General features: G+C 64.0%; 19 protein-coding genes, 1 tRNA gene and 1 pseudogene. 5 read left to right on the top strand and 16 right to left on the bottom strand.

Annotated elements, in window-relative coordinates:
• Positions 1 to 2: 2 nt before the first annotated feature.
• From leuC to JSO19_RS11495, 3 genes are all read right to left on the bottom strand, one after another.
• Positions 3 to 1,463, bottom strand: a complete 1,461-nt coding sequence (leuC, locus tag JSO19_RS11505) for a 3-isopropylmalate dehydratase large subunit (RefSeq protein WP_270911811.1) — start codon at positions 1,461 to 1,463, stop codon at positions 3 to 5.
• A 126-nt stretch (positions 1,464 to 1,589) separates the two neighbouring features.
• Positions 1,590 to 2,600 (bottom strand): TerC family protein, encoded by a 1,011-nt coding sequence (locus JSO19_RS11500; RefSeq protein ID WP_270911810.1) that lies wholly within the window; start codon positions 2,598 to 2,600, stop codon positions 1,590 to 1,592.
• 260 nt (positions 2,601 to 2,860) lie between these two features.
• A tRNA-Glu gene (locus tag JSO19_RS11495) sits at positions 2,861 to 2,936 on the bottom strand.
• 122 nt (positions 2,937 to 3,058) lie between these two features.
• Here JSO19_RS11495 and JSO19_RS11490 point away from each other — a divergent pair.
• On the top strand, positions 3,059 to 3,892 hold the full coding sequence (locus JSO19_RS11490) for a sulfite exporter TauE/SafE family protein (protein ID WP_270911809.1): 834 nt from the start codon (positions 3,059 to 3,061) through the stop codon (positions 3,890 to 3,892).
• Positions 3,893 to 3,926: 34 nt separating this feature from the next.
• Here the strand turns inward: JSO19_RS11490 and JSO19_RS11485 are convergent, their stop codons facing one another.
• Positions 3,927 to 5,372: a DNA recombination protein RmuC gene (locus tag JSO19_RS11485; protein WP_270911808.1), complete on the bottom strand. Its 1,446-nt coding sequence runs from the start codon at positions 5,370 to 5,372 to the stop codon at positions 3,927 to 3,929.
• A gap of 157 nt (positions 5,373 to 5,529) precedes the next feature.
• Between JSO19_RS11485 and JSO19_RS11480 the strand changes: the two genes are divergently transcribed.
• On the top strand, positions 5,530 to 6,561 hold the full coding sequence (locus tag JSO19_RS11480; RefSeq protein ID WP_270912143.1) for a threonine aldolase family protein: 1,032 nt from the start codon (positions 5,530 to 5,532) through the stop codon (positions 6,559 to 6,561).
• A 40-nt stretch (positions 6,562 to 6,601) separates the two neighbouring features.
• Here the strand turns inward: JSO19_RS11480 and JSO19_RS11475 are convergent, their stop codons facing one another.
• The 5 genes from JSO19_RS11475 to JSO19_RS11455 are packed head-to-tail and all read right to left on the bottom strand — an operon-like array spanning position 6,602 to position 12,691.
• On the bottom strand, positions 6,602 to 7,423 hold the full coding sequence (locus JSO19_RS11475; protein WP_270912142.1) for an HpcH/HpaI aldolase/citrate lyase family protein: 822 nt from the start codon (positions 7,421 to 7,423) through the stop codon (positions 6,602 to 6,604).
• A gap of 45 nt (positions 7,424 to 7,468) precedes the next feature.
• Complete coding sequence (locus JSO19_RS11470; RefSeq protein WP_442915690.1) at positions 7,469 to 7,966, bottom strand: MaoC family dehydratase; 498 nt, start codon at positions 7,964 to 7,966, stop codon at positions 7,469 to 7,471.
• Positions 7,963 to 9,117 (bottom strand): acyl-CoA dehydrogenase family protein, encoded by a 1,155-nt coding sequence (locus tag JSO19_RS11465; RefSeq protein WP_270912141.1) that lies wholly within the window; start codon positions 9,115 to 9,117, stop codon positions 7,963 to 7,965. The genes JSO19_RS11470 and JSO19_RS11465 overlap by 4 nt, the downstream gene beginning before the upstream one ends.
• Entirely contained in the window at positions 9,117 to 11,126 is a 2,010-nt protein-coding gene (locus JSO19_RS11460; protein WP_270911806.1) for an acetyl/propionyl/methylcrotonyl-CoA carboxylase subunit alpha, read from the bottom strand. Before JSO19_RS11460 ends, JSO19_RS11465 begins: the two co-directional genes overlap by 1 nt.
• Before the next feature lie 5 nt (positions 11,127 to 11,131).
• Complete coding sequence (locus JSO19_RS11455; protein WP_270911805.1) at positions 11,132 to 12,691, bottom strand: carboxyl transferase domain-containing protein; 1,560 nt, start codon at positions 12,689 to 12,691, stop codon at positions 11,132 to 11,134.
• Positions 12,692 to 12,917: 226 nt separating this feature from the next.
• Between JSO19_RS11455 and JSO19_RS11450 the strand changes: the two genes are divergently transcribed.
• Positions 12,918 to 13,415 carry a YbaK/EbsC family protein gene (locus JSO19_RS11450; RefSeq protein WP_270911804.1) on the top strand — a complete coding sequence of 166 codons (498 nt, stop codon included), beginning with the start codon at positions 12,918 to 12,920 and terminating at the stop codon, positions 13,413 to 13,415.
• Between the two features lie 293 nt (positions 13,416 to 13,708).
• On the opposite strand, the gene JSO19_RS11445 is transcribed toward JSO19_RS11450, so the two are convergent.
• The 7 genes and pseudogenes from JSO19_RS11445 to JSO19_RS11420 all read right to left on the bottom strand — a co-directional run bounded on the left by JSO19_RS11445 (position 13,709) and on the right by JSO19_RS11420 (position 20,656).
• Positions 13,709 to 15,097, bottom strand: coding sequence for a dipeptidase (locus JSO19_RS11445; RefSeq protein WP_270911803.1), 1,389 nt, complete (start codon positions 15,095 to 15,097; stop codon positions 13,709 to 13,711).
• A gap of 72 nt (positions 15,098 to 15,169) precedes the next feature.
• Positions 15,170 to 16,228, bottom strand: a complete 1,059-nt coding sequence (locus tag JSO19_RS11440; protein WP_270911802.1) for a TIGR00730 family Rossman fold protein — start codon at positions 16,226 to 16,228, stop codon at positions 15,170 to 15,172.
• A gap of 34 nt (positions 16,229 to 16,262) precedes the next feature.
• A complete protein-coding gene (locus tag JSO19_RS11435) occupies positions 16,263 to 17,504 on the bottom strand; it encodes an MFS transporter (RefSeq protein WP_270911801.1) in 1,242 nt (413 codons plus the stop codon).
• Positions 17,501 to 19,045 (bottom strand): carboxylesterase/lipase family protein, encoded by a 1,545-nt coding sequence (locus tag JSO19_RS11430; protein ID WP_270911800.1) that lies wholly within the window; start codon positions 19,043 to 19,045, stop codon positions 17,501 to 17,503. The genes JSO19_RS11435 and JSO19_RS11430 overlap by 4 nt, the downstream gene beginning before the upstream one ends.
• 93 nt (positions 19,046 to 19,138) lie before the next feature.
• Positions 19,139 to 19,558 (bottom strand): TipAS antibiotic-recognition domain-containing protein, encoded by a 420-nt coding sequence (locus JSO19_RS13075; protein ID WP_333735214.1) that lies wholly within the window; start codon positions 19,556 to 19,558, stop codon positions 19,139 to 19,141.
• A gap of 188 nt (positions 19,559 to 19,746) precedes the next feature.
• Positions 19,747 to 19,896 (bottom strand): annotated as a pseudogene (locus JSO19_RS13070) (MerR family DNA-binding transcriptional regulator); the annotation flags it as partial.
• Between the two features lie 88 nt (positions 19,897 to 19,984).
• On the bottom strand, positions 19,985 to 20,656 hold the full coding sequence (locus tag JSO19_RS11420; protein ID WP_270911799.1) for a FadR/GntR family transcriptional regulator: 672 nt from the start codon (positions 20,654 to 20,656) through the stop codon (positions 19,985 to 19,987).
• A gap of 191 nt (positions 20,657 to 20,847) precedes the next feature.
• On the opposite strand from JSO19_RS11420, the gene JSO19_RS11415 reads away from it, so the two are divergent.
• Together JSO19_RS11415 and JSO19_RS11410 are read left to right on the top strand one after the other, a co-directional pair.
• The gene (locus JSO19_RS11415) at positions 20,848 to 21,669 is read left to right on the top strand and encodes an ABC transporter ATP-binding protein (RefSeq protein ID WP_270911798.1); all 822 of its coding nucleotides are present in this window, start codon (positions 20,848 to 20,850) and stop codon (positions 21,667 to 21,669) included.
• On the top strand, positions 21,670 to 22,200 hold the full coding sequence (locus JSO19_RS11410) for a GNAT family N-acetyltransferase (protein WP_270911797.1): 531 nt from the start codon (positions 21,670 to 21,672) through the stop codon (positions 22,198 to 22,200). It abuts the gene before it with no gap.
• Positions 22,201 to 22,257 lie beyond the last annotated feature (57 nt).

Genomic DNA, 22,257 nt, shown 5'->3' with positions numbered 1-22,257 from the left:
GGTTATGCTCCCTGCTTCTCGTGGCGGTTACCCTGTGCTGCATCTTGCTCAAGATCCCACGGGCTCGAAAGCGTGCCGCGAATGGCGGTTGCTGCGGCAACGAGTGGTGAGACAAGGTGCGTGCGACCGCCCTTACCCTGGCGGCCTTCGAAGTTACGGTTCGAGGTCGAGGCACAACGCTCGCCCGGCTCAAGCTGGTCGGGGTTCATGCCGAGGCACATCGAGCAGCCAGCGAAGCGCCACTCAGCGCCGAACTCTTCGACAATCTTGTCAAGGCCCTCGGCCTCGGCTTCGAGTCGCACGCGGGCTGAGCCCGGCACAACCATCACGCGCACTCCCTCGGCCTTCTGCTTACCCTTGATGATGCTCGTGAACTCGCGCAGGTCGTCGAGGCGGCTGTTGGTGCACGACCCCATGAACACCACGTCAACCGGAATCTCCTTCATCGGGGTTCCTGGCTCGAGATCCATGTACTCAAGCGCGCGCTCGGCGTTCGACCTGGCGTTCAGATCTTCAATCGACTCGGGGTGCGGCACGGTGTCGCTGAGCAGTACGCCCTGCCCCGGGTTGGTGCCCCAGGTCACGAATGGCTCGAGCGCGCTCGCGTCGATGAACACCTCTGCGTCGAACTCTGCCCCCTCGTCGGTCTTGAGGGTCTTCCAGTACTCCACGGCAGCGTCCCAGTCGGCACCCTGCGGTGCGTGAGGCTTGCCCTTGACGTACTCGAAGGTCTTCTCGTCGGGAGCGACCATACCTGCTCGGGCGCCTGCCTCGATCGACATGTTGCACATGGTCATACGACCATCCATCGACAGCGAGCGGATCGCCGAGCCGCGATACTCAAGCACGTAGCCCTGACCGCCACCGGTTCCGATCTTGGCAATGACAGCGAGAATAATGTCTTTGGCCGTAACGCCGGGGCGCAACTCGCCTTCGACATTAATGGCCATCGTCTTGAACGGCTTCAACGGCAGCGTTTGCGTGGCCATGACGTGCTCGACCTCGCTCGTGCCGATGCCGAACGCGAGCGCACCGAAAGCGCCGTGGGTTGAGGTGTGGCTATCGCCACACACCACCGTGATACCGGGCATCGAGAGGCCGAGCTGCGGGCCAACGACGTGCACAATGCCCTGCTCAGCGTCACCGAGCGAGTGCAGTCGAACACCGAACTCTTCGCAGTTCTTGCGCAGGGTATCGACCTGCAGGCGGCTCGTGAGATCAGCGATCTGGCGCGTGATGTTCATCGTAGGCGTGTTGTGGTCTTCGGTCGCGATCATGTGTTCGACCCGGCGCAGTGGCCTGTCGGCGACCCGCAGCCCATCAAATGCCTGAGCGCTCGTCACCTCGTGAATGAGGTGCAGGTCGATGTAGATGAGATCTGGCTCGCCGTTCTCGCCCTTCACAACAGTGTGATCATTCCAGAGCTTCTCAGCGAGCGTCAACGGCTTCGCAGTTGCAGTCATGCGTTTTTCCTTCATATTCGTAGCGTTCTAGCCAGAACTATGCCCCGCGACAGGGTTGGCCAGTGAGCTAGAACCTGTCGCGGCAATGAAGAAGCCGCTGTACCATACCGAAGATTCTAGCACTCGCTAGGTGCGAGGTGCGCCGCGGCCGCGGCGCGATCCGCTCTCACGGTCTTCGCGACGCACTTTCACAAGGCTCGCGATCGTCGCTACCAGCATCGCGACGACGATGAAACCGAGCGACACAAGCGTCGAGATTTCAGGGACCGCAACAGCCTCGCCGCCGTTAATGAACGGGAGCTCGTTCTCGTGCAGGGCATGCAGCACGAGCTTCACACCAATGAACGCGAGAATCGCAGCGATGCCGTACTTGAGGTACTCGAGACGCTCAAGCAAACCGCCGAGCAGGAAGTAGAGCTGCCTGAGGCCCATGAGCGCAAAGACGTTCGCGGTGAAGACGATGAAGGGGCTCTGCGTGATGCCGAAGATCGCGGGAATCGAGTCGAGCGCAAAGAGCAGGTCGGTACTGCCGAGCGCGACGAAGACGAGCAGCATGGGCGTGACGTAACGCTTGCCATCGATGCGCGTGAACATGCGACCGCCGTCGTACTCGTCGGTGTATGGCAAGACCTTCTTGACGAGGCGCACGAGCAAGCCGTCTTTGACGGGTCCCTCCTGCTCAGGCTTAACCTGCTGCCAGGCTGTCCATACGAGCCACGCGCCAAAGATGAAGAAGACCCAGATGTAGCGCTGAATAAGCGCCGCCCCGGCGAGAATAAAGATGCCTCGAAAGATGAGGGCGAGCACGATGCCCACCATAAGCGCGCGTTGCTGGTACTCGTACGGCACCTTGAAGCTCGAGAGAATGAGCACGAACACAAACAGGTTATCGATGCTCAGGCTGTACTCGGTGAGCCAACCGGCCAAGAACTCGGTGCCGTGCTGAGCATCGCCCAGCCAGAACATGCAGCCGGCGAACACGAGGGCGAGCATCACATAGACACCGACCCAGAGGCTCGCCTCGCGCATGGTCGGCACGTGGGGACGTTTGATGATGAGCAGCAGGTCGACGATAAGAATGCCGACGAGCACCACCATCGAGATGATTTCAAAGGGAAGCGGGAGAACAGAGGTCACGGTTGTGAAGCCTTTCGGTTTTGCACCGAAGGTCTCTCCCCGACAGGCCTGGCCTGTCGCACCGCACCGGATCTCCACCAAGGATCACGTACTGACGACGCGGTGTTTCTGGGATACTCCCCTTCACCCTCACGATCATACCCGATGAGACCGAGAGACTCACCCCGCTCTCTGGCGATCACGCTCAGCGAGCGGTCACGCTGTCAGTGCGCGGTGAAAACAGAAAAGGAACCGTGTCGAAACACGATTCCTTTTCTTTGTGGTGACCCCAGCGGGATTCGAACCCGCGTTACCGCCGTGAGAGGGCGGCGTACTAGGCCGCTATACGATGGGGCCTCACCTGCTGTTCTGTTTGGAACAACAGAGATAATCTTTACACAGATTAAAAGGCTGCGCAAATCGAAACCCCGTAGGCGCTCGCACGGGCGTGTCGCGGCATGCGAGTAGCATGAGAAGTGATGAACGAGATCAGCGTAATGATGCCTGTTGGCGAGCCTTATGTCGCCACAACGTTCGACATTGCTGGGCTTGAGTGGTGGGCGTTGCTCTTACTGTGCATCGCTGCCTTTGCCGCGGGGTGGATCGATGCCGTGATCGGCGGCGGCGGTCTCATCCAGCTGCCCGCTCTGCTCCTCGTTCCCGGCCTCTCGCCGGTGCAGGCGCTCGCGACGAACAAGTTGGCGTCGGTTTTTGGGACGGCGACGAGCAGCATCACCTATGCGAGAAAGCTCCGCCCGAAGCCTCGCGAGGTCGCCCCCATGGCGATCGCGGCTTTCTGCGCAGCGATCGCGGGAGCCTCACTCGCCGCTTCCCTGCCCGCCGAGGTCTTTACGCCAATCATTGTCATCGCTTTGATCGTCGTGCTGCTCATCACGCTCCTAAAGCCTTCGCTCGGTGCGGTCACCCGCATCAAGCACACGGGCAACCGAAGGCTCCTCATCAGCCTCGCCATTGGTATCGTGATCGGTTCATACGATGGCCTGCTGGGCCCCGGCACTGGCACGTTTCTCGTGATTGCCTTGGTCGCCTGCATTGGTCTGAACTTTCTTCAGGCGAGCGCGCAGGCAAAGATCGTGAACTTTGCCACGAATCTCGGCGCCCTGGTGTTTTTCATTCCGCTGGGCGCCGTGATGTGGAAGCTCGGCATCAGTCTCGCGATCGCAAACGCAATCGGGGGCTTTCTCGGTGCCCGCACCGCCATGTCGCGCGGTGCTCGCTACATTCGCATCGTGTTCGTGTGCGTGGTTACGGCCCTTATCATCAAACTCGGGTGGGATGTCTTCTCTGGGTAATCAGCTTCGAGTAAGCGGGCCTCGATATGCCCTCTTAGTCTTCTGACGACGAGTCTGCCTCGAGCGCGGCCTGCGCCCCCTCGCCGGCAAGTGCCTCGTCGGCTAAGTCGTCGACGAGCCCCTCGAAGACCTCGCTACTGCTCTCGACCTCGTACGTCTCGACATCGCGCAGCTTGCGCTCGACTGCGCGAGTGCGACGCCCGGCCATCTCAACCGTGTTCTGGGCGGTCTTGAGCTGTTTGCCGAGCTTGTCCCAGACGTCGCCGTACTTCTTGAATTCGGCCTTCGCTTCGCCGAGCACCTGCCAGACCTCAGAGCTACGCTTCTCAATCGCGAGTGTGCGAAAGCCCATCTGCAAGCTCGTGAGAATCGAGCCCAGGGTTGTCGGGCCCATGATCATGACGCGCAACTCTTGCTGGAGCTTGCTCGCGAGCCCTGGCCTGCGCACTGCCTCAGCAAAGAGCCCCTCGGTCGGCAGGTACATGATGGCAAAGTCTGTGGTGAATGGCGGCTCAATGTACTTCGTTGAAATGAGCTTGGCCTGATCGACCAGCACCCGCTCGAGCACCTTCGTCGCTTTTTCGATGGCCTCGAGATCGCCAGCATCTTGAGCATCGAGCAGCCGCTCGTAGTCTTCCTGCGGAAACTTCGAGTCGATCGGCAGGTAGATGGGCTCATCGCGGTCGCGGCCTGGCATTTTGATGGCAAACTCGACGCGCTCCTGTGAGCCAGGCTTGACGGCGACGTTCTCTTCATACTGCTCGTGGGTCATGAGGTCTTCGAGCTGCCTCGCGAGCTGCACCTCACCCCAGCCACCACGGCTCTTCACGTTCGTGAGCACGCGCTTGAGCCCGCCAACGTCTGAGGCCAGGTTCTGCATCTCGCCGAGCCCCTTCTGTACCTGTTCAAGCCGCTCGCTCACGAGCGTGAACGACTCACCGAGTCGCTTTTCAAGCGTGCCCTGCAACTTCTCGTCGACGGTGAGGCGCATCTGCTCAAGCTTCTTCTCGTTGCCGTCACGAAGCTTGTCGAGCTCGGTGCGCAGCGACTGCTTGAGCTCTTCCTGTTTCGCCTCGTTGCTCGCGGTCAGCGCCTGAACCCGCTGCGCGTTCTCGTCGAGCGCCGTTTTGAGGGTCTTCACGAGCCGTTCATTGAGCGACTGGTCGAGGAGCTCTCTCAGCTCACGGTTGTTGGCGACGCGTGCCTCGCGCTCACGAGCGAGTTCGCGAGATTGAGCCTCACTGCCCTGCTGCACACGCGCCGTGATTTCCTGCTGCGAAAGCGAGAGCGCCTGCTGGAGCTCGGCTCGCTGCACCGTCGACTCGGCGCGCAATTCGGCGCTCACACGCTGAAAGCCCTCGGCGACCTCACCCGCTGCTGACTCTCCCTTACCACCGCCGGTACGACTCACGACCAGGGCGATCAGGGCGCCGAGCACGAGCAGGTTAACAACCGACAACACGATGAGCACCGTTTGCATGTGACCTCATTTCTTTTCGATAGCAACACGGTATCTCACGCCTCTGACATTGTGTTCGCGCCGCCCCTCTTTAAGCCTTCTCGAGCCAGAACTCTGACCCTTGCATTGGGCTTCACACACCGCATTCACTCTCGCGTAGGCTTGCAGGGTGACGACGATGAAGAGTTTTGCCTCAGACAATTACGCGGGTGCCCACCCGGCGGTGCTTGACGCCGTGATCGACGCGAACAGCGGCCATGCCCCCGCATACGGCGATGACCCGTGGAGCGAGCGCCTCAGCGAGGTCATGCGTGGTCACTTCGGCGAGCGGGCGGTCGCGCTGCCGGTATTCAATGGCACCGGAGCGAACGTCGTGGCGCTCCAGGCTGCACTGCCCCGCTGGGGCGCGGTCATCTGCGCGACGAGCGCCCACATTAACGTCGACGAGGGCGGCGCCCCCGAGCGGGTGGGCAACCTCAAACTCTTGGGCGTCGAAGCACCCGACGGCAAGCTCACCCCCGAACTCGTCGAGCGCGAGGCGTGGGGTTGGGGCACGGTGCACCGCGCCCAGCCGCTCGTGGTTTCGATCTCACAGACCACGGAGTTTGGCACCTGTTACTCCCCCGACGAGATTGCCGCGCTCGCCGAGCAGGCCCACAGCCTCGGCATGGCACTGCACGTTGATGGCTCGCGCATCAGCAACGCAGCAGCGCACCTAGGAGCATCCCTACAAACGCTGATAACCGACACCGGCGTCGATCTCCTGAGCCTCGGCGGCACGAAAAACGGGCTCCTCGGGGCCGAAGCCGTCGTGGCGCTCAACGAGGAGTTCGTGCCTGGGCTGCCATACGTGCGCAAGCTCAGCATGCAGCTCGGCTCGAAAATGCGGTTCCTCTCGGCCCAACTCGTGGCGATGTTCGAGGGAGACCTGTGGATCACCTCGGCCGCTCACGCCAACGCCATGGCCCAACGCTTGCACGCTGGCCTCGCCTCACTCGCCTCCGAGCAACCCGGGTTCGCGCTGCTGCACCCGGCAGAGTCGAACGCGGTGTTCGCCAGGGTTCCGGCCGAGGCAGCCGCGCGTGCCAGGGCCGTCTACCCCTTCTACGACTGGCCGGGAGGCGAATCGCAGGTTCGGCTCATGTGCTCGTTCGACACGACCGAGGCCGAGGTCGACCACCTGCTCGAGCTGTTCGCTGGGCGCCCATAGAGGGCACAGCACACGGCTCGGCATGCAGCCTGAAGAGTGATCAGTCGTTCTTCGGAGCTTCAGCGCGGGTAATGATCGCGCGTGCGTGCCGCAGCACCGGCTCGTCGATCATCTGCCCCTCGAAGCGAAACACGCCGTGCTCGCTCTCGGCACGCCCGAGCACGCGCTCGGCCCAGCCGGTCGCCTCGTCATTTGGCCGGTACGCCTCGCGCACCACCTGCACCTGGTTCGGGTGAATGCAGGCGGTCGCTCGAAAGCCCGATGCCGCGGCCTCTTCTGCCTCAGCGCGAAGCCCGTCGAGGTCGGGAATGTTCATGAACACCGCGTCGATCGTGGCTTTGCCCTCGGCAGCCGCCGCGACGAGTACCCGGGAGCGCGCGTGCCTGGCGACCGCGCGATACTCTCCGTTCGCAAAGCGACTCGAAGTACCGCCAATCGATGCCACGAGATCTTCTGCGCCCCACATGAGTGCAGTCACGTTGTCGAGCGCCGCAATCTCGGGGGCTGCCTGCACACCCCTGGCGGTCTCGAGCAACGGAATGAGCTCGTAGCTTCGCGGCACCTCGTCGAGACTCATGGCACTCTCGGCCTTCGCCACCATGACGGTGCGGTAGGCGGTGCGCGCGATCACGGCGAGGTCGGCGCGAAACGCGTCGGTTCCAGCCGGGTTCACCCGCACGATCACGCGGGCAGGGTCGAGGTCGCTCTCTCGCAACGCCTGCCTCGCCGCCTCTTTCGCCCCGGGCAGTACCGCGTCTTCGAGGTCGATGATCACGGCATCAGCACGGTCGTGCGCCTTGCTGTACCGTTCGGGCCGATCCGCCGGGCAAAAAAGCAGTGCCGGGCCATAGTTAAATTCCATCATCGCTGTTCTCCCTCGTATCTATTGTGTCTCTGAGCATCGAAATTACCCGTCTCCTGGCGCTCCGGTCTGAGGCGCGCAGAGCACCAGCACGGTTCGACGCGCGGTCGCGACAATCACCCCGTCTTGGTTGCGGCCCGTGTGCTCGATCACGCAGATGCCGTTGCCGGGCCTGGAGCCCGAAAGACGTTTTTCGCGGATCCTGCTCTCGGTGTAAAGCGTGTCACCGACAAAGAGCGGGTGCACGAAACGAATATCGCCGAGCCCAAGCTGCGCCACGAGCGTTCCCTGCGTGAGTTGCGCGACTGAGCTCCCGACCATGGTTGAGAGGGTCCACATCGAGTTCACGAGCCGCTCACGAAAAGGCTCCTGCGTCTCGGCAAACGCCGCATCGAGGTGCAGCGCCTGCGTGTTCATCGTGAGCGTCGTGAAGAGCACATTGTCGGCCTCGGTAACCGTTCGGCCCGGTCGGTGCTGGTACTTCGCGCCGAGTTCGAACTCTTCGAAGAAGAGGCCTCGCTGAACAATCTCGGTCATGGTCATGCCCTCTCTGAGAGTTGAAGCGACCTCGCGATGAGCATGAGCTGAACCTCGCTCGTGCCCTCGCCGATCTCAAGGATTTTCGAGTCGCGGTAGTGCCTGGCAACGACGAACTCGTTCATAAAGCCGTTGCCACCAAAGATCTGGGTTGCGTCGCGCGCGTTGTCCATCGCCGCGTCGCTCGCCGTCAGTTTCGCCATCGCGGCCTCGGTCGCGAAGGGGCGCCCCGCGTCGCGAAGCCTCGCCGCGTGCTGCCAGGCGAGCCTCGCCACGTGCACCCGCTGTTTCATGCGCGCGAGCGTGAACTGGGCGTTCTGCCGCGTCGCGAGCGATGAGCCGAACACCGTACGCTGCTTCGCGTACTCGGTCGCCGCTTCGAGGCATCCCTCGGCAGCGCCCGTCGAGAGCGCCGCGATCGCGATGCGTCCCTCGGCGAGCGTGCTCAAGAAGTGAGCGTACCCGCGCCCCTCGGCTCCCAGCAGGTTGTCGTACGGGACCCTCGCCCCGTCGAGCGTGAGCGGGTGCGTGTCTGAGGCGTGCCAGCCGACCTTGTCGTACGGGGGCTCGACCGTGAACCCGGGGGTGCCGTTCGGGACGATGATCGTTGAGATTTCTCGCTTGCCGTCGCGCTCGCCTGTGACTGCGGTCACCGTCACAAACCTCGTGATCGGGGTGCCCGAGTTCGTAATGAACTGCTTGCTCCCCGACACCACCCATTCGTCACCCTCGCGCACGGCCCTCGTGCGCGTTGCGCCTGCGTCAGAGCCGGCCTCGGGTTCGGTGAGCCCAAAGCCCGCGAGTGCCTTTCCCGAGAGGAGGTCAGGCAAGAGCTCCTGCTTCTGTTCCTCTGAACCAAACTGGTACACGGGCATGGCACCTAAACCCACAGCGGCCTCGAGCGTGATCGCGATCGACTGGTCAACCCTGCCGAGCGCCTCGATCGCGAGACACAGTGCGAAGTAATCGCCTCCCTGGCCGCCGTAGGCTTCGTCAAAGGGCAACCCGAAGAGGCCGAGCTCGCCCATCTGGGCCACGACGCTCATAGAGAGAGTTTTCGTGCGGTCGGCCTCGTAGGCCTGCGGCGCGACGACCGAATCGGCAAAGTCGCGCACCATGGCGGCGAGTTCACGCTCTTCGGCGCTGAGATCGTGCATCATCGGGTCTCCTCATCTTCTGCGTGCCCGTCAGCTTCGACGAGCGCCACCTGTTGCCCGCGGCTCACCTGGTCGCCGAGAGCAACCAGGAGCCTGACGGTTCCTGCGTGTGGTGCGAGCACGGGGTGTTCCATCTTCATTGCTTCAATTGACACGAGCGGCTGTCCCTGCTCGACCCTGGCGCCCTCGGTCACGTGCTCGTTTGAGACGCGTCCTGGCATGGGAGCCTCGCAGTGGCCAGCAACGGCCCTCACATTTTCGGTGAGCGAGGCGAGCGTTCGTTCCCTGCGCGTACGCACCACAAAGCGCCACGAGGCACCGTCTCGCCCCGCCCAAAACGCGGGTGCGGCTTCGCTCTCGCCCTCAACCACGGGTTCTTGCACAACAACCACGCTCGCATCGCTGCCGAGCGTTGCCTCGTGCTCTGAACCGGTCTCGTCGAGCAACGTGAAGCTTTCGAGCCCGGCACTCGTTGCCCCGCGCACCTGGAATCGGCCGTGAAGCCTCCCCCACGGCGTGGCACTCTCGCCCGACGGGGTGGCAGCGCGGCTCACCGCAGCGAGCACACCCTCGTCGGGGTCGAGCACGGCAAAGGGCAACATCGTCTCGATGAGCCCCGTGTCGATCTCGCCAGCGCGCACGCGCTCGTGTTGCAGCAGCGCGCGCAAAAAGCGGATGTTCGTCTCTAAGCCGAGCACGGTGGTCTCGCCGAGCGCCCGGTCGAGCCGCGAGAGCGCCTCGCCCCGGGTTTGGGCGAAGGCGACCACCTTCGCGATCATGGGGTCGTACGAGGCCGAGACGGCATCGCCCTCGCCCACGGCAGCATCAACACGCACCCCGCGAGGTTCATGCCACGCGAGCACCCGCCCCACCGAGGGGAGGAAGCCCCGTTCGGGCGACTCGGCATACACTCGCGCTTCAACCGCGTGCCCCACGGGCTCGAGCGAGAAGGCCGCCCTCACACCGGTTTCTGGGTCGATAACCTCGGTAAAGCGCGCCCCGCTCGCCTCAAGAAACTGCAGAACGTCTTCACCAGCAGCGGTGCGCACCTGCAACTCGACGAGGTCGACTCCCAGCACCGCCTCAGTAACGGGGTGCTCAACCTGCAAGCGCGTGTTCATCTCGATGAAAAAGAAGCTTTCGGGGTCATCGGCATCGACCAAGAATTCGACGGTGCCAGCTCCCGCGTAGTCAACACTCGCTGCGGCCCGAGCTGCGGCGAGCGCCATGCGCTCACTCGTCTCGGCCGAGATGCCACCCGCGTTCGGAGCCTCCTCGATGACCTTCTGGTGGCGCCTTTGCAGCGTGCACTCCCGCTCACCGAGCACGAGCATATCGCCGCCCGCGGTGCCAAACACCTGCACCTCGATGTGCCTGGGCCGCTCGATGAGCCTCTCGAGCAGCATGGTTTCATCGCCGAACGCCGCGCTCGCGACCCGCCTCGCCGACGCAAGCGCGCCGGGCAAATCGTCCAGCGCTCGAACGATCTCCATGCCTTTGCCACCACCGCCAGCACTCGGTTTGACCAGCAGCGGTAGGCCGATCTCTTGCGCACGGTCAGCAACCTCTGCGTCGCTCAACCGCTGGCCCTCGGGCGTCGTGTCGGCGAAACCCGGCACCTCGGGCACCCCGGCCTCGGCGAGGTGCCCGCGAGCACGAACCTTGTCGCCCATGACGTCGAGCGCCCTCGTACCAGGCCCGATGAACACGAGCCCTGCCTCGGCGCAGGCGGTCGCGAAGGCCGCGTTTTCAGAGAGAAAACCGTAGCCCGGGTGAATCGCCTGGGCCCCGGCCTCAAGAGCAGCTTTGATGACCGCGTCGCCTCGCAAGTACGACTCGGTTGCGGGGTCTGGCCCGATGCACACCGCCCTATCGGCCTCGCGCACGTGCGCGGCACCCGCGTCGCCCTCGCTATACACCGCAACAGTGGTCACGTGAAGGGCCGAGAGGGTGCGCATGATGCGCCTCGCGATCTCGCCCCGGTTGGCAATCAATACCGTATGAAACATGGCGGTCACATCCTAAAGAGGCCGAAGCGTGGCTCTGGCAGCGAGGTTCGCGAGACGACGTCGAGCGCCATGCCGAGCACGTCGCGTGTCTCGTCTGGGTCGAGTATGCCGTCGTCCCACAGCCTCGCCGTGGCATAGTACGGCTCGCCCTGCGTCTCGTACTGCTCGCGCACGGGCCGCTCGAACTCAGCGCGTTCTTCGGGACTCCAGCGCTCGCCCCGCGCCTGCAACTGGTCTTCTTTGACGGTCGAGAGCACCTGGGCTGCCTGCGATCCGCCCATCACCGAGATGCGGCTCGCGGGCCATGACCAAAGGAACCTTGGTGAGTAGGCTCGGCCGCACATCGAGTAGTTGCCGGCGCCGAACGATCCGCCAATAATGATCGTGAGCTTCGGCACGCGCGTCGTCGCGACCGCCGTCACCATCTTCGCGCCGTGCTTGGCGATACCACCTGCCTCGGCGTCCTTGCCCACCATGAAGCCCGTGATGTTCTGCAAAAAGAGCAGCGGAATGCCCCGCTGATCGCACAGCTCAATAAAGTGAGCCCCCTTGAGCGCCGACTCGGCGAACAGCACGCCGTTATTGGCCACGATGCCCACCGGATGGCCGTGGATCGCGGCAAACGTCGTCACCAGCGTCTCGCCGTACTCCCGTTTAAACTCGCTCACGCTGCCCGCGTCGACGAGTCGTGAGATCACCTCGCGCACGTCGTACGGTTCGTTCACGTCGACCGGAACGACACTCGTGAGACTCCCCTCGACCGCAGGGGCTTTCGGCGGCTGCACCGCCCAGGCCGGGCTCGGTTGCTCAGGCAGCGTGCGCACCATGTCACGCAGAATCTCGAGCGCGTGCTCGTCGTTGTCGGCGAGGTGATCGACCACGCCAGAAACCCGCGCGTGCAACTCGCCACCGCCGAGCTCTTCGGCCGAAACCTGCTCGCCAATCGCGGCCTTCACGAGGGGCGGGCCGCCAAGAAAAATGGTGCCTTGCTCCCGCACAATGACCGTCTCGTCGCTCATTGCCGGGACGTAGGCCCCGCCCGCCGTACACGAGCCGAGCACGGCCGCAAGTTGCGGAATACCCTCGGCCGACATGCGGGCCTGGTTAAAAAAGATGCGGCCGAAGTGCTCGCGGTCAGGAAACACCTCATCTTGCATGGGCAAAAAAGCGCCGCCCGAGTCGACGAGGTAGAGGCACGGCAACCGATTCTCGAGCGCGATCTCCTGCGCCCTGAGGTGCTTCTTGACCGTCATCGGAAAGTAGGTGCCGCCCTTCACCGTGGCGTCGTTACACACGACCATCACCTGGCGGCCATGCACGAGCCCGATACCCGTGACAACGCCGGCGGCCGGCGCTTCACCCCCGTACAACCCCTCGGCAGCAAGCGGAGCAACCTCAAGAAACGGGCTTCCCTCATCGAGCAGCCTCGCAACCCTGTCCCGCGGCAACAGTTTGCCCCGCCCGAGATGCCGCTCACGTGAGCGCTCGGGCCCGCCAAGGGCGACCTCATCGAGTCGTTCACGCAGTGCTTGAGCCAGGGATGCTTGGGTTACAGCTGCCTTCATATGCTTGTCTCCATCGACAGTGCGGGGTACTTTAGGGGTGGTAAAGCCTCGGTGTCAAGACCCGCATAACGCGGGCCCTCACGAGTTCAGCCGTGGGTGGTGGCGAACACTCTCACCGTAACAAATGATGCTGTGGTGACGCTAGGGGTGCTCGTTACCGCCCCGCAGAACCGTTTAGGATAGCTAACACCAAGCAACCGACATCTTCACACAGGAGTGATCAATAGTGAGCACCGCACACGTTCAAGACTTCCTCACGCAGCGAGGCTGGTCAGGCACCATTCTCGAGTTCGCCGAATCGAGCGCGACCGTCGAACTTGCGGCAGAAAAAGTCGGGACCGATCCGCAGCGGATCGCAAAGACCCTCGGGTTCTACGACCCCTCTGAGCCTGAGGCCGCGGTACTCGTGGTCGCAGCTGGCGACGCGAAGGTGAACGGGGGCATGTTTAAGCGGGCCTTCGGAGGCAAGCCCCGCATGCTGAAGGCCGACGACGTGCTGCCCCTGACCGGGCACCCGATCGGCGGGGTGTGCCCCTTCGCGACCGCGTCGGGAGCACGCATCTTTCTTGATGAGTCGCTGCGCCGGTTCGGCTCGGTGTACCCCGCGGCTGGGACGGCGACCTCTGCCGTCGAGATGGGGCTCGACGAGCTCGAGCAGCTCTCGGGGGCCGAGGGCTGGGTCGATGTGGCGAAGGGCTGGCGCGACGAGGAAGAGGAGGCCTAGGCTTCACGTTTCGGGGCCTTCGGCACTTTCGGGACTTTCGGAGGCCTTCGAGCGGGGGTTCGCCGGGTTTTCGTGGCTGCGCGGCAAATTGTTTGCAATTTCTGCCCGTTTTCGCCCGATTTCGCCCCGAAAGTGCAAACAATTTCGCGGATCAAGGCTGAGTGCGCGCCATTCGCGGATCAAGGCTGGTCGCGAGCAGGCCCGGGTGGCAGGGGCAGGCACAGGGGGGGGGGGGGGGGGGCGAAGCCACACCGGCCCCACCCCGCACCCTGCCCAGCCCTGCGCGCTAAGCCCTAGAGCGTGCGCTCATTGAGGCGCGCCATGAAGAGCGCCTCGGTGAGGGTCGCGTTACGCAGCACGCCGAGGTGCTGCGACTCGTTCGGGCTGTGCGCGCGAGTATCGGGATCTTCGACGCCCGTCACCAGAATCTGCGCACCGGGAAACTCTTCGACGAGCTCGGCGATGAAGGGGATCGATCCGCCAATGCCCGTGTCAACGGGTTCGACGCCCCAGGCGTCGGCCATGGCCTGGCGCATCGTTTCGGCGCCCCAGCCGCTCGTATCGACGAGGAAGGGCTGGCCGTTGTCGGTGTCTTCGAACGAGACATGCGCGCCAAACGGGGCGTTTGCGAGCAGATGCCGCTGGATCGCCTCGGCCGCCTCTGCAGCGTCTTGACCCGGAGCGACGCGGCCCGAGAGGCGCACGAGCACGCTCGGCACGAGGGTGTTCGAGGCGTTCGCGATCGAGGGAGCGTCGATGCCCGTGAGCGAGATCGAGGGCTTCGCCCAGATGCGGCTGAGCACCTTGCCGGTGCCGACCGGGGTGACCCCGTCGAGCAGGGCAGCGTCACGGCGCAGCTCGTCTTCTGAGAAGTCGGGCACGTCAAGATCGGCCTCGGTGAGGCCTTCGACGGCGACCGCGCCCTCGTCGTCCCAGAGCGTGGCGAAGAGCTTCATCGCGGCCATCATCGCGTCGGGAACGGCTCCGCCGAACATGCCCGAGTGCGAGGCGTGGGCGAGCGTTTCGACGCGAACGTTGAAGGCCGCAGCGCCGCGCAGGGCAACCGTGAGGGCGGGCGTCTCGGTGTCCCAGTTGTCTGAGTCGGCGACGATGATGGCGTCGGCCGTGAGCAGGTCTTTGTTCTCGCGCAAGAAGTTGCCGAATGACTTCGAGGCCCACTCCTCTTCGCCCTCGATGAACATGGCGATGCCGAGGTCGAAGTCGTCGCCCGCGGTCTCGGCGAGCGCGCGAATGGCGGCAACGTGCGAGATCACGCCGGCCTTATCGTCAGAGGCACCGCGCGCGTAGAGGCGGTCGCCCTTGCGGGTCGGCTCGAAGGGAGGCGTGTCCCACTTCTCGTCGTCGCCGGGAGGCTGCACGTCGTGGTGCGCGTAGAGCAGCACGGTCGGCTTGCCATTCTTTGCGGGACGGTGCGCGACGATTGCGGGCTTGCCCCACACCTCGGTGTCACCCTCGCGAGCACGGCGCACGTCGACGGTCTCGAACACGCCGGTCTCGCGCAGCATCTCGGCAACCGCCGCAGCGCTCTCGTCAAGGTGTTTGGGGTCGAAGGCCGGCCAAGACACCGAGGGAATGCGAACGAGCGCTTCGAGCTCGCTCACCGTCTGCTCGAAATCGCGGTCGACAATTGCCGAGAGCTTTTGGGTGAGGTCATCGGTCATGGGCGGTCTCTCCTTCGTAACAATCGTGCCTGATACGGCACCTGAATAGTGGTCTGGGGTTCGCTTGCGAGGCTACTGGCTCGGCTTCGCGGCGCTCCGGGGAGCGCTCTCGAGCGCGTTCAGCGCCCGAATGATGCGGTGTAGCTCGCCGATGCGGCGCTGGGCCGGCGTGAACACGAGCCGCGGAGCCTCCGGCACGTCGTTATCGCGCACCTCTGCGGGCCTGGCGGGTGTCTTCTCGAAGCAGCCATCAGCGATGAGGTGGGCAAACTGCTCGTTGAGCCCGGCCACCTCTTCATCAGTGGGTTCGGCCCGCAGTCGCAACACGAGTTCTGTGCCGAACCAGCGCAGCGAATCGTAGTTGCGCCAAAAGCCGGTAATCTCGTTGGCCGCAGCGTCGGCGTTACTCGTGATGAGCACCCGGTCGAGATCGTTGGGCGAAATCATGCCGGCTGCGTCAAGCTCGTCTTCAATATAGGTCTTGAAACGCGACCAGAACGTACCGTCGGGGTGGTCGACGAGCACGATCGGCACGGGAATCATCTTGCCGGTTTGCTGCAGGGTGAGCAGTTCGAACAGCTCGTCCATGGTGCCAAAGCCGCCGGGCAGGCACACGAAGCCTCGTGACTCTTTCACGAGCATGAGCTTGCGGGTGAAGAAGTACTTCATCGAGACCTGGCGGTCGTCGGCGGCGATGATCATGTTGGGCGATTCTTCGAAGGGCAGCCTGATCGAGACGCCGAGCGCGTGCTGTTCCCCAGCCCCGTGCGAAGCCGCCTCCATGATGCCGGGGCCAGCTCCCGTCACGACAAACCAGTCGTGTTCGGCCATTTTCGTGGCCACCTCTTCAGCAAGCAACCACAGCGGATCCTCACGCTGGGTACGAGCCGACCCGAAAATCGTCACCTTATGCTCACCACGGTGCGGCGCGAAAAGCCTGAAGGCATTTCGCATCTCTTCAACCGCTGCCGAGGTGATCTTGAGATTCAAGCGATCGGCACCGTCTTCACCAAGGCCAATGCCCGTGCTCACAATGCTGCGAATGAGCGCCTGGTTTTCGGTGATGCCCGCAACCTCGATGAGCTCGTCAATCTTCTGTTGTACTGCTTCGTTCTCTGGCGTCTGGCTCATGCGCCAAGCCTACCAACTGACGCCCCGTTCTCCCCTAGCGTCCGTGCACGTATCGGGGCACCCAGCGCATGAAACCGAGCACCCCCGCGAGGGCAATCAGGCCAATCGCACCGGTCGCAACCGAAATACTGCTTGCCGCGACGAGGGCTGAAAAGAGTACGGGGGTCGCGGCCGATCCGCCGTCGGTAATCGTGTGCCACGCACCCAGGAAAGGGCCGGGCGAGCCCTGCGGGGCAAGGTCGGCGCCGATGGTCATGAGAATGCCGCTCGAAAGGCCGTTGCCCACGCCGACGAGCATCGAGCAGGCGGTGAACCAGGTCGCAGCGCCCCCGGCGTCGTGCGTGATCGAGAGCACCGCGAAGCCCACGCCCATGGTGATGAGGGCGGGCACGGCGGCCCAGAGTCTGCCGTAGCGATCCATGACCTCGCCGGAGAGGTAAAAGAGGCCGAAGTCGAGCGCACCTGAAACCCCGACGACAACGAGAATCGTGCTGCTCTGCAGCCCGATCGATTCGCCCCACAGCGGTAACACGACCTGCCGCGCCGCCCGCACCGCGGCCATGCAGGCAGCCGCGCTGCCGAGCCTCGTGAGCACCTCACGGTGGTCGGCTATCGTGCGAAAGACGCCAAGGCGATCCGCCTCGAGGCGCTGGGCAGGAGCCGAGGGAACACCGGGACCAGCCGCAGCGAGGGGGCGCCCCTCGGGGTCGGGGCCCAGCGCGACGAGCAGCACCGTTGCGGCGAGCGCCACGAGAAACCACCAGCAGACGGCTCGGTTCGTTCCCAGCAGCGAAATTGCCGCGGCGCCAATGAAAGGCCCCACGAACACGCCGAAGCGGTACACCCCGCCGAGCATCGAAAGCGCCCTCGCCCGGTGCGTTACTGGAACATTCGTGGTCATGAAGGCATGGCGAGCAATGCTGAATGCAGCAGCACACACGCCCACCCAGAACACGGCGAGCATGAAGAGGGCGAGCGAGGGCGACAGGGCCATCCCGAGCACGCCGAGGCTCGCGAGCGAGCCAGAGATGACCATCGTTGCCCGTTCGCCGCGCCTCGCCACGAGCCACCCGGCGGGCAGGTTGCCCACCAGGTGACCGACCACGAGAGCAGCGGCCGCGAGCGCGGCGGTGGCGAGGCTCGCGCCGAGCTCGATCGCAATGAGCGGAATCACCGGAACCACCGCGCCCTCGCCCATCGAGAAGAGGGCCGAGGGGCCATAAATCATGGGTGCGTACCGGCGCAAGAACCCCTTCGAGCTGTCAGGCCCCGTCATGAGAACGAGAGCACGCCGTCGCCCCAACCGTCCCGCAACGAGGCATCAAGATCGTGTTCAACCCGGTCGAGGCGGTCAATGATGAGGCTCGCCCGAACGGTTTCGTCGTACCGGGGCCATACCGGGGCCGCTTCAGTCTCGGGGTTCGGGTCTTTGCCGTGCGCGAAGGCTGCCCAGCGGCCACTCATGCGCGCAGAGATGCTGCGCGAAGTGCGCTTGCCACCGAGCGCAAGGATGAGCTCACTCGACGGCGCGTCAAGGGTGCGCCACACGTAGGCCAGCTCGGTCGCGTGAGCCGCGCCGAGTCCAAGGGCAACGAGCAGCGGCGTCGCGTAGTCAAAGCGGTATAGCCAGCTCGGTGCGATGCGGGAGTGCCCCTCGATGATCCACAGCGCGGGCAATCTGAAGCCGATGTCGCGCGCGATGCCGACGCCGAGCGTTTGCAGCCTCATGCCCTCGGTGATCTCTCGCAACTCGTCGATCGAGGGCACCGGGCGGTCAGGGTGCGCCTGTTGCACTCCCTCTAGCATCTCTTCGATGCTCTCGCGGGAGATGGGGAGCAACGGGGTGCGCATGAAACGAAACGGAGCGGCCTCGTCGTGGTTCGTTCCGATGATGAGCGGCACGGGGATGCCCCGGCCCGCGTGCAGAGCCTCTGCCGGCGACTCGGGAACAAGCTCGCCATCGATGACGGGAACGAAGGCGAGGGTGCCGGGAACCTCGCTCGGAATGCGATCGTGAATGTCGTTTGCGACGCGCAGCACCTCGTCGGTGGGCACGTCGCGCAGCTCGGCCGCGTCTCTCGCTGAGATTCCGAGCGCGGTGAGGAGACGCCTAGAGATCTGAAAGGCGCGGTCGGGGCCGTACACGCTCGAGGCAGGGGCAGACTGAGCAATGGCACGGTGGAAAAGGCCCTCTGCGCTCGGCGTCGCAAGCAGCGTCGTGACGATCGCTCCCCCGGCAGATTCGCCAAAGAGCGTGACCCGGCCTGGGTCACCGCCAAAGGCCGCGATGTTGCGTTTGACCCACTCGAGCGCGAGCATAACGTCTCGCAGCGCGAGGTTCGCGTCAAAATCGCCAGGCTCACCGCAACGGGTGAGGTCGAGAAAACCGAAGGGGCCGAGCCGGTAGTTCAGGCTCACAACGATGACATCGCCCGCCGCCGCGAGGTGAGCGCCCTCGTACTCCTGCTGGTTCGAGGCGCCGAACATGTAGGCGCCGCCGTGCACCCACACCATGACCGGCAACGGTTCGTCACCGGATCTCTCGCGTGGCCCCCACACGTTGAGCGCGAGACAGTCTGGCCCCATCAGGATGTCGTCGGGCAACGTCACCATGATGCTCGGCAGTTGCGGGCACACCGGCGCGTACTCGAAGCACTCGACCACGCCTGGGTTGTCGGCCTTGGCAACCGGGGCCCGCCAGCTCAGCTGGCCAACGGGTGGTTCTGCATACCGAATGCCTCGCCACACCGTTGCGTCGCCGTCGCGCGTTCCCACGAAGGTTCCTGCCGGGGCCTTGGCCTCGTGCCGCTCACTCATCGAGTCACTCCGTTCCCGCGACCCCTCGGCCACGCGCCGCTTACAGTTCTATCGTATGCGTGAGGGCTGGCCGAGGGCTAGGGTGCCACACGCTTATGCAAGACCGTCTCGCATGTGCTCAGCGAGAGCATCGCGCACGAACGCTGCACCCTCGGCACCACCGTAATTTGCCGCGAAACGCTCATCACACACGTACAGCTCGCCGAGCCCTTCGATGTACAACTTTGCCGTCTCAGCCGACTGCATCGGGGTGCCCGGCACTGATCGGAGCCACGCGACGTGACGTTGCGCAAGCTCCTGCCCCACAGTGCCACCGGGGTTTTCTCCCGCCGCGAAGGCGGCTCGCCAATCGGCATTCAGTGCTTCAACCTGTGCCTGCCACGAGTGTTTGTTGGCATCAGAGAGGCCAGACCACCACATTTCGCTTGCTGCCGCGGCCTTCGCACCCCAGCGCTGCTCGTCCTCGTCACGATACTCTGCGTGATCAAAGCCTTCAAACATGGTCTCTGCCATGAGTTCTTCCTTGCCTTCGAGCGCCTGAAGGGTGTGTTGCACCCCGGCGATTTGCTGCGCGATGCGGCGTATTGCTCGGTGAGCAGGGTGAGGTGCATCTCAAGCGCCTCACGTTCTTCGAGGTCACTCGCAATAACGCGCCCGATCGCATCGAGCGCCATGCCAAGATCACGCAGCAGCATGATGCGTTGCAGAGCCCGGAGCTGGACCTCGCCGTAATACCGATAGCCGTTTGCCCCGATGCGCAACGGCCGCAGCAACCCAATCTCGTCGTAGTGACGCAGAGTGCGGCTCGTTGTGCCGGCAAGTTTCGCGATTTCTTGTATTGACCATTCCATGATGATCACTGTAAAGCTTGACGTTACGTCAAGGTCAAGCAGGGTGCGAATCGCGCCGCGCGAAAGCCCAAGCGCCTACATTTTCAAGCTACTGCCAGACCTCGCGACGCAGCACCTCAAGGTGGTCACGGCTCACGCGAGCTGCCCCTTCGGGGTCTGATTCGGCGATGCGCTCGGTGACGCGCTGGTGCCGCTCGTGGTCGAGCTCAGTATCAAAACCAACGGTCATGCGCAGCATCTCGATCATCGAGCCGCGCAGGCGCGGCACGAAAGCATCGAACATTTCGAGCAGTACCGGGTTATCGGCCGCGAGCACGACGGCCCGGTGAAACTCCATGTCGGCGTCGACATAGGCCTCGAGTTCGTCAAGCTCAGGGTGGCGGTGGTTGAGTGCCTGATGAATGACCGCGAGTGCCTCGGGGCTTCTGCGCGCCGCCGCGAGCGAAGCAGCCTCGCACTCAATCGCGATACGAGCCTCGATGACCGCGATCACGTCGGCCCTCGCAAGCACCTCGGTGAGTTCGTCTTGCGTTTCAAGCGCGGTCACGTATACGCCTGAGCCCTGCCGACTTTGCACGAGCCCCTTGCCCGCGAGCTGACGAATCGCCTCGCGAACCGTCGATCGCCCGACGCCAAGTTCTGGGGCGAGGGTGGTCTCGCCTGGCAGACGCTCACCGACCTGCCACTCGCCGGCCTGAATGCGCTCTTCGAGGAGCGCTGCCGCACGGTCTGCGAGTGATGCGCGGGGCATCTGTGTCATGGGGCACCACCTTGCTGTCGATGTGTGTCGCGCCAGCTCAGGCGAGCAGCGTCACCATTATTATCGCCCACCGAGCTGCTTGAGCACGGGTGACTCTCCCGCGAGCCTCGTGAGCGGGGTGATCCACCAGATGATTCGTGCGCTCCAGCCAAACATCCCACACTTGTCTGAGGAGTTGTTAGGCTTACTTCATGATTCAAGCCCAGGCCACCCCCACGACCGAAGCGGTGCTCAATCTCACCGATCTCGCCTTCGTACGCAATGCGCGCGACATCTTGAGCGACATTAACCTCACGATTCGCGCCGGCGAACACTGGGCACTCATCGGCGCAAACGGTGCCGGCAAAAGCACCATTCTCAGCATGTGCGGGGCGAACGAACATCCGACCCGCGGCACCGTGCACGTGCTCGGCCAGCAGCTCGGCCGCGTCGACATGCGCGAGCTGCGCCGCAACATCGGCCACGTGAATCCCAGACACCCACTCACCTCATCGCTCACCATCGAACAAGTCGTGCTCACCGGGGCGACCGGCACCATCGAGTGGGTGCCCCGCTGGCAACCCGACGCTGAGACGGTCGAACGCGCCCACGAGCTCATCGCGCTCATGGGGCTCGACGGCAAAGAGCACGCGACCTGGCCCACCATGTCTCAGGGCGAGCGGGGCCGCGCACTCATCGCGAGATCGCTCCTCTCGAAACCAAGCCTGTTGCTGCTCGATGAGCCCTCGACGGGCCTCGACGTTGCAGCACGCGAACAGTACCTGACGACCCTTGACGAGTTGCATCGTTCGCGGCCTGAACTCGCGACCGTGCTCGTCACTCACCACCTCGAAGAGCTCCCTGAATCAACCACGCACGCGGCATTGATTACCGACGGCCGCATTAGCGCGCAGGGGCCCGCCACCCAGGTGCTCACGACGCAGCTCGTGAGCGAGTGCTTCGCCTACCCCATCAGCATTGCTCACCATGATGGGCGCTGGCAGGCTCGGGCTGCCGCCGGTACCATGAGTTAAGTGAACGAAACCACCAGCACCCGTGATGAACTGCGCTTCAGGCGTATGCATGACAGCGAAATCGAGGCGGTGCGCGAGCTGTGTTTCGACGCCTACCTTGGCGACTATTCGTGGATCGACGAGACTTATGCCGCCGACATTGCCGACGTCGAGTCACGAGCCGAGAACCACCAGGTGTGGGTGTGCGAGGAACGCGACACCGGCGAGCTTCTCGGCACCGTCACCACTGGCCACCCTGGTGAGTCGATCACCGGGCTTGCCGGCGAGGGCGAATTCGACCTGCGGCTACTCGCAGTGCGTCAGTCGGCACGAAAACGCGGCATTGGCGAGTACCTCATGACCGAGACCATCGCTCGCGCGCGCTCACGTGGAGCACGCGCAGTGCTCCTGAACACGGGACCTGAGATGCGCGGCGCGATTGCCCTCTACGAACGGCTCGGCTTCACGAGACTCAGCGAGCTCGATGAAGAGGTCTTTCGAAGCGATGGCAGCTCGTTCACCCTACTCACGTACCGGCTCCCGCTCGACTAACCTCTCGGGCCACAGGCTAGGCCGATCCGCCGCCCACTTCTCCGCGCTCCATCGCAG

It is taken from the genome of Leucobacter sp. UCMA 4100 (assembly GCF_027853335.1).
Lineage (GTDB): Bacteria > Actinomycetota > Actinomycetes > Actinomycetales > Microbacteriaceae > Leucobacter_A.
The sequence above is the reverse complement of the archived record's forward strand: the minus strand, read 5'-3'. Positions and strand labels throughout refer to the sequence as shown.

Bases quoted from the DNA above. Each gene is read 5' to 3' on its own strand.
- JSO19_RS11475 (WP_270912142.1), bottom strand. From the start codon at position 7,423: ATGGAATTTAACTATGGCCCGGCACTGCTTTTTTGCCCGGCGGATCGG.
- JSO19_RS11490 (WP_270911809.1), top strand. From the start codon at position 3,059: ATGAACGAGATCAGCGTAATGATGCCTGTTGGCGAGCCTTATGTCGCC.
- JSO19_RS11465 (WP_270912141.1), bottom strand. From the start codon at position 9,117: ATGCACGATCTCAGCGCCGAAGAGCGTGAACTCGCCGCCATGGTGCGC.
- JSO19_RS11485 (WP_270911808.1), bottom strand. From the start codon at position 5,372: ATGCAAACGGTGCTCATCGTGTTGTCGGTTGTTAACCTGCTCGTGCTC.
- leuC (WP_270911811.1), bottom strand. From the start codon at position 1,463: ATGACTGCAACTGCGAAGCCGTTGACGCTCGCTGAGAAGCTCTGGAAT.
- JSO19_RS11445 (WP_270911803.1), bottom strand. From the start codon at position 15,097: ATGACCGATGACCTCACCCAAAAGCTCTCGGCAATTGTCGACCGCGAT.
- JSO19_RS11460 (WP_270911806.1), bottom strand. From the start codon at position 11,126: ATGTTTCATACGGTATTGATTGCCAACCGGGGCGAGATCGCGAGGCGC.
- JSO19_RS11430 (WP_270911800.1), bottom strand. From the start codon at position 19,045: ATGAGTGAGCGGCACGAGGCCAAGGCCCCGGCAGGAACCTTCGTGGGA.
- JSO19_RS11470 (WP_442915690.1), bottom strand. From the start codon at position 7,966: ATGACCATGACCGAGATTGTTCAGCGAGGCCTCTTCTTCGAAGAGTTC.
- JSO19_RS11440 (WP_270911802.1), bottom strand. From the start codon at position 16,228: ATGAGCCAGACGCCAGAGAACGAAGCAGTACAACAGAAGATTGACGAG.
- JSO19_RS13075 (WP_333735214.1), bottom strand. From the start codon at position 19,558: ATGGCAGAGACCATGTTTGAAGGCTTTGATCACGCAGAGTATCGTGAC.
- JSO19_RS11415 (WP_270911798.1), top strand. From the start codon at position 20,848: ATGATTCAAGCCCAGGCCACCCCCACGACCGAAGCGGTGCTCAATCTC.
- JSO19_RS11455 (WP_270911805.1), bottom strand. From the start codon at position 12,691: ATGAAGGCAGCTGTAACCCAAGCATCCCTGGCTCAAGCACTGCGTGAA.
- JSO19_RS11480 (WP_270912143.1), top strand. From the start codon at position 5,530: ATGAAGAGTTTTGCCTCAGACAATTACGCGGGTGCCCACCCGGCGGTG.
- JSO19_RS11435 (WP_270911801.1), bottom strand. From the start codon at position 17,504: ATGACGGGGCCTGACAGCTCGAAGGGGTTCTTGCGCCGGTACGCACCC.
- JSO19_RS11420 (WP_270911799.1), bottom strand. From the start codon at position 20,656: ATGACACAGATGCCCCGCGCATCACTCGCAGACCGTGCGGCAGCGCTC.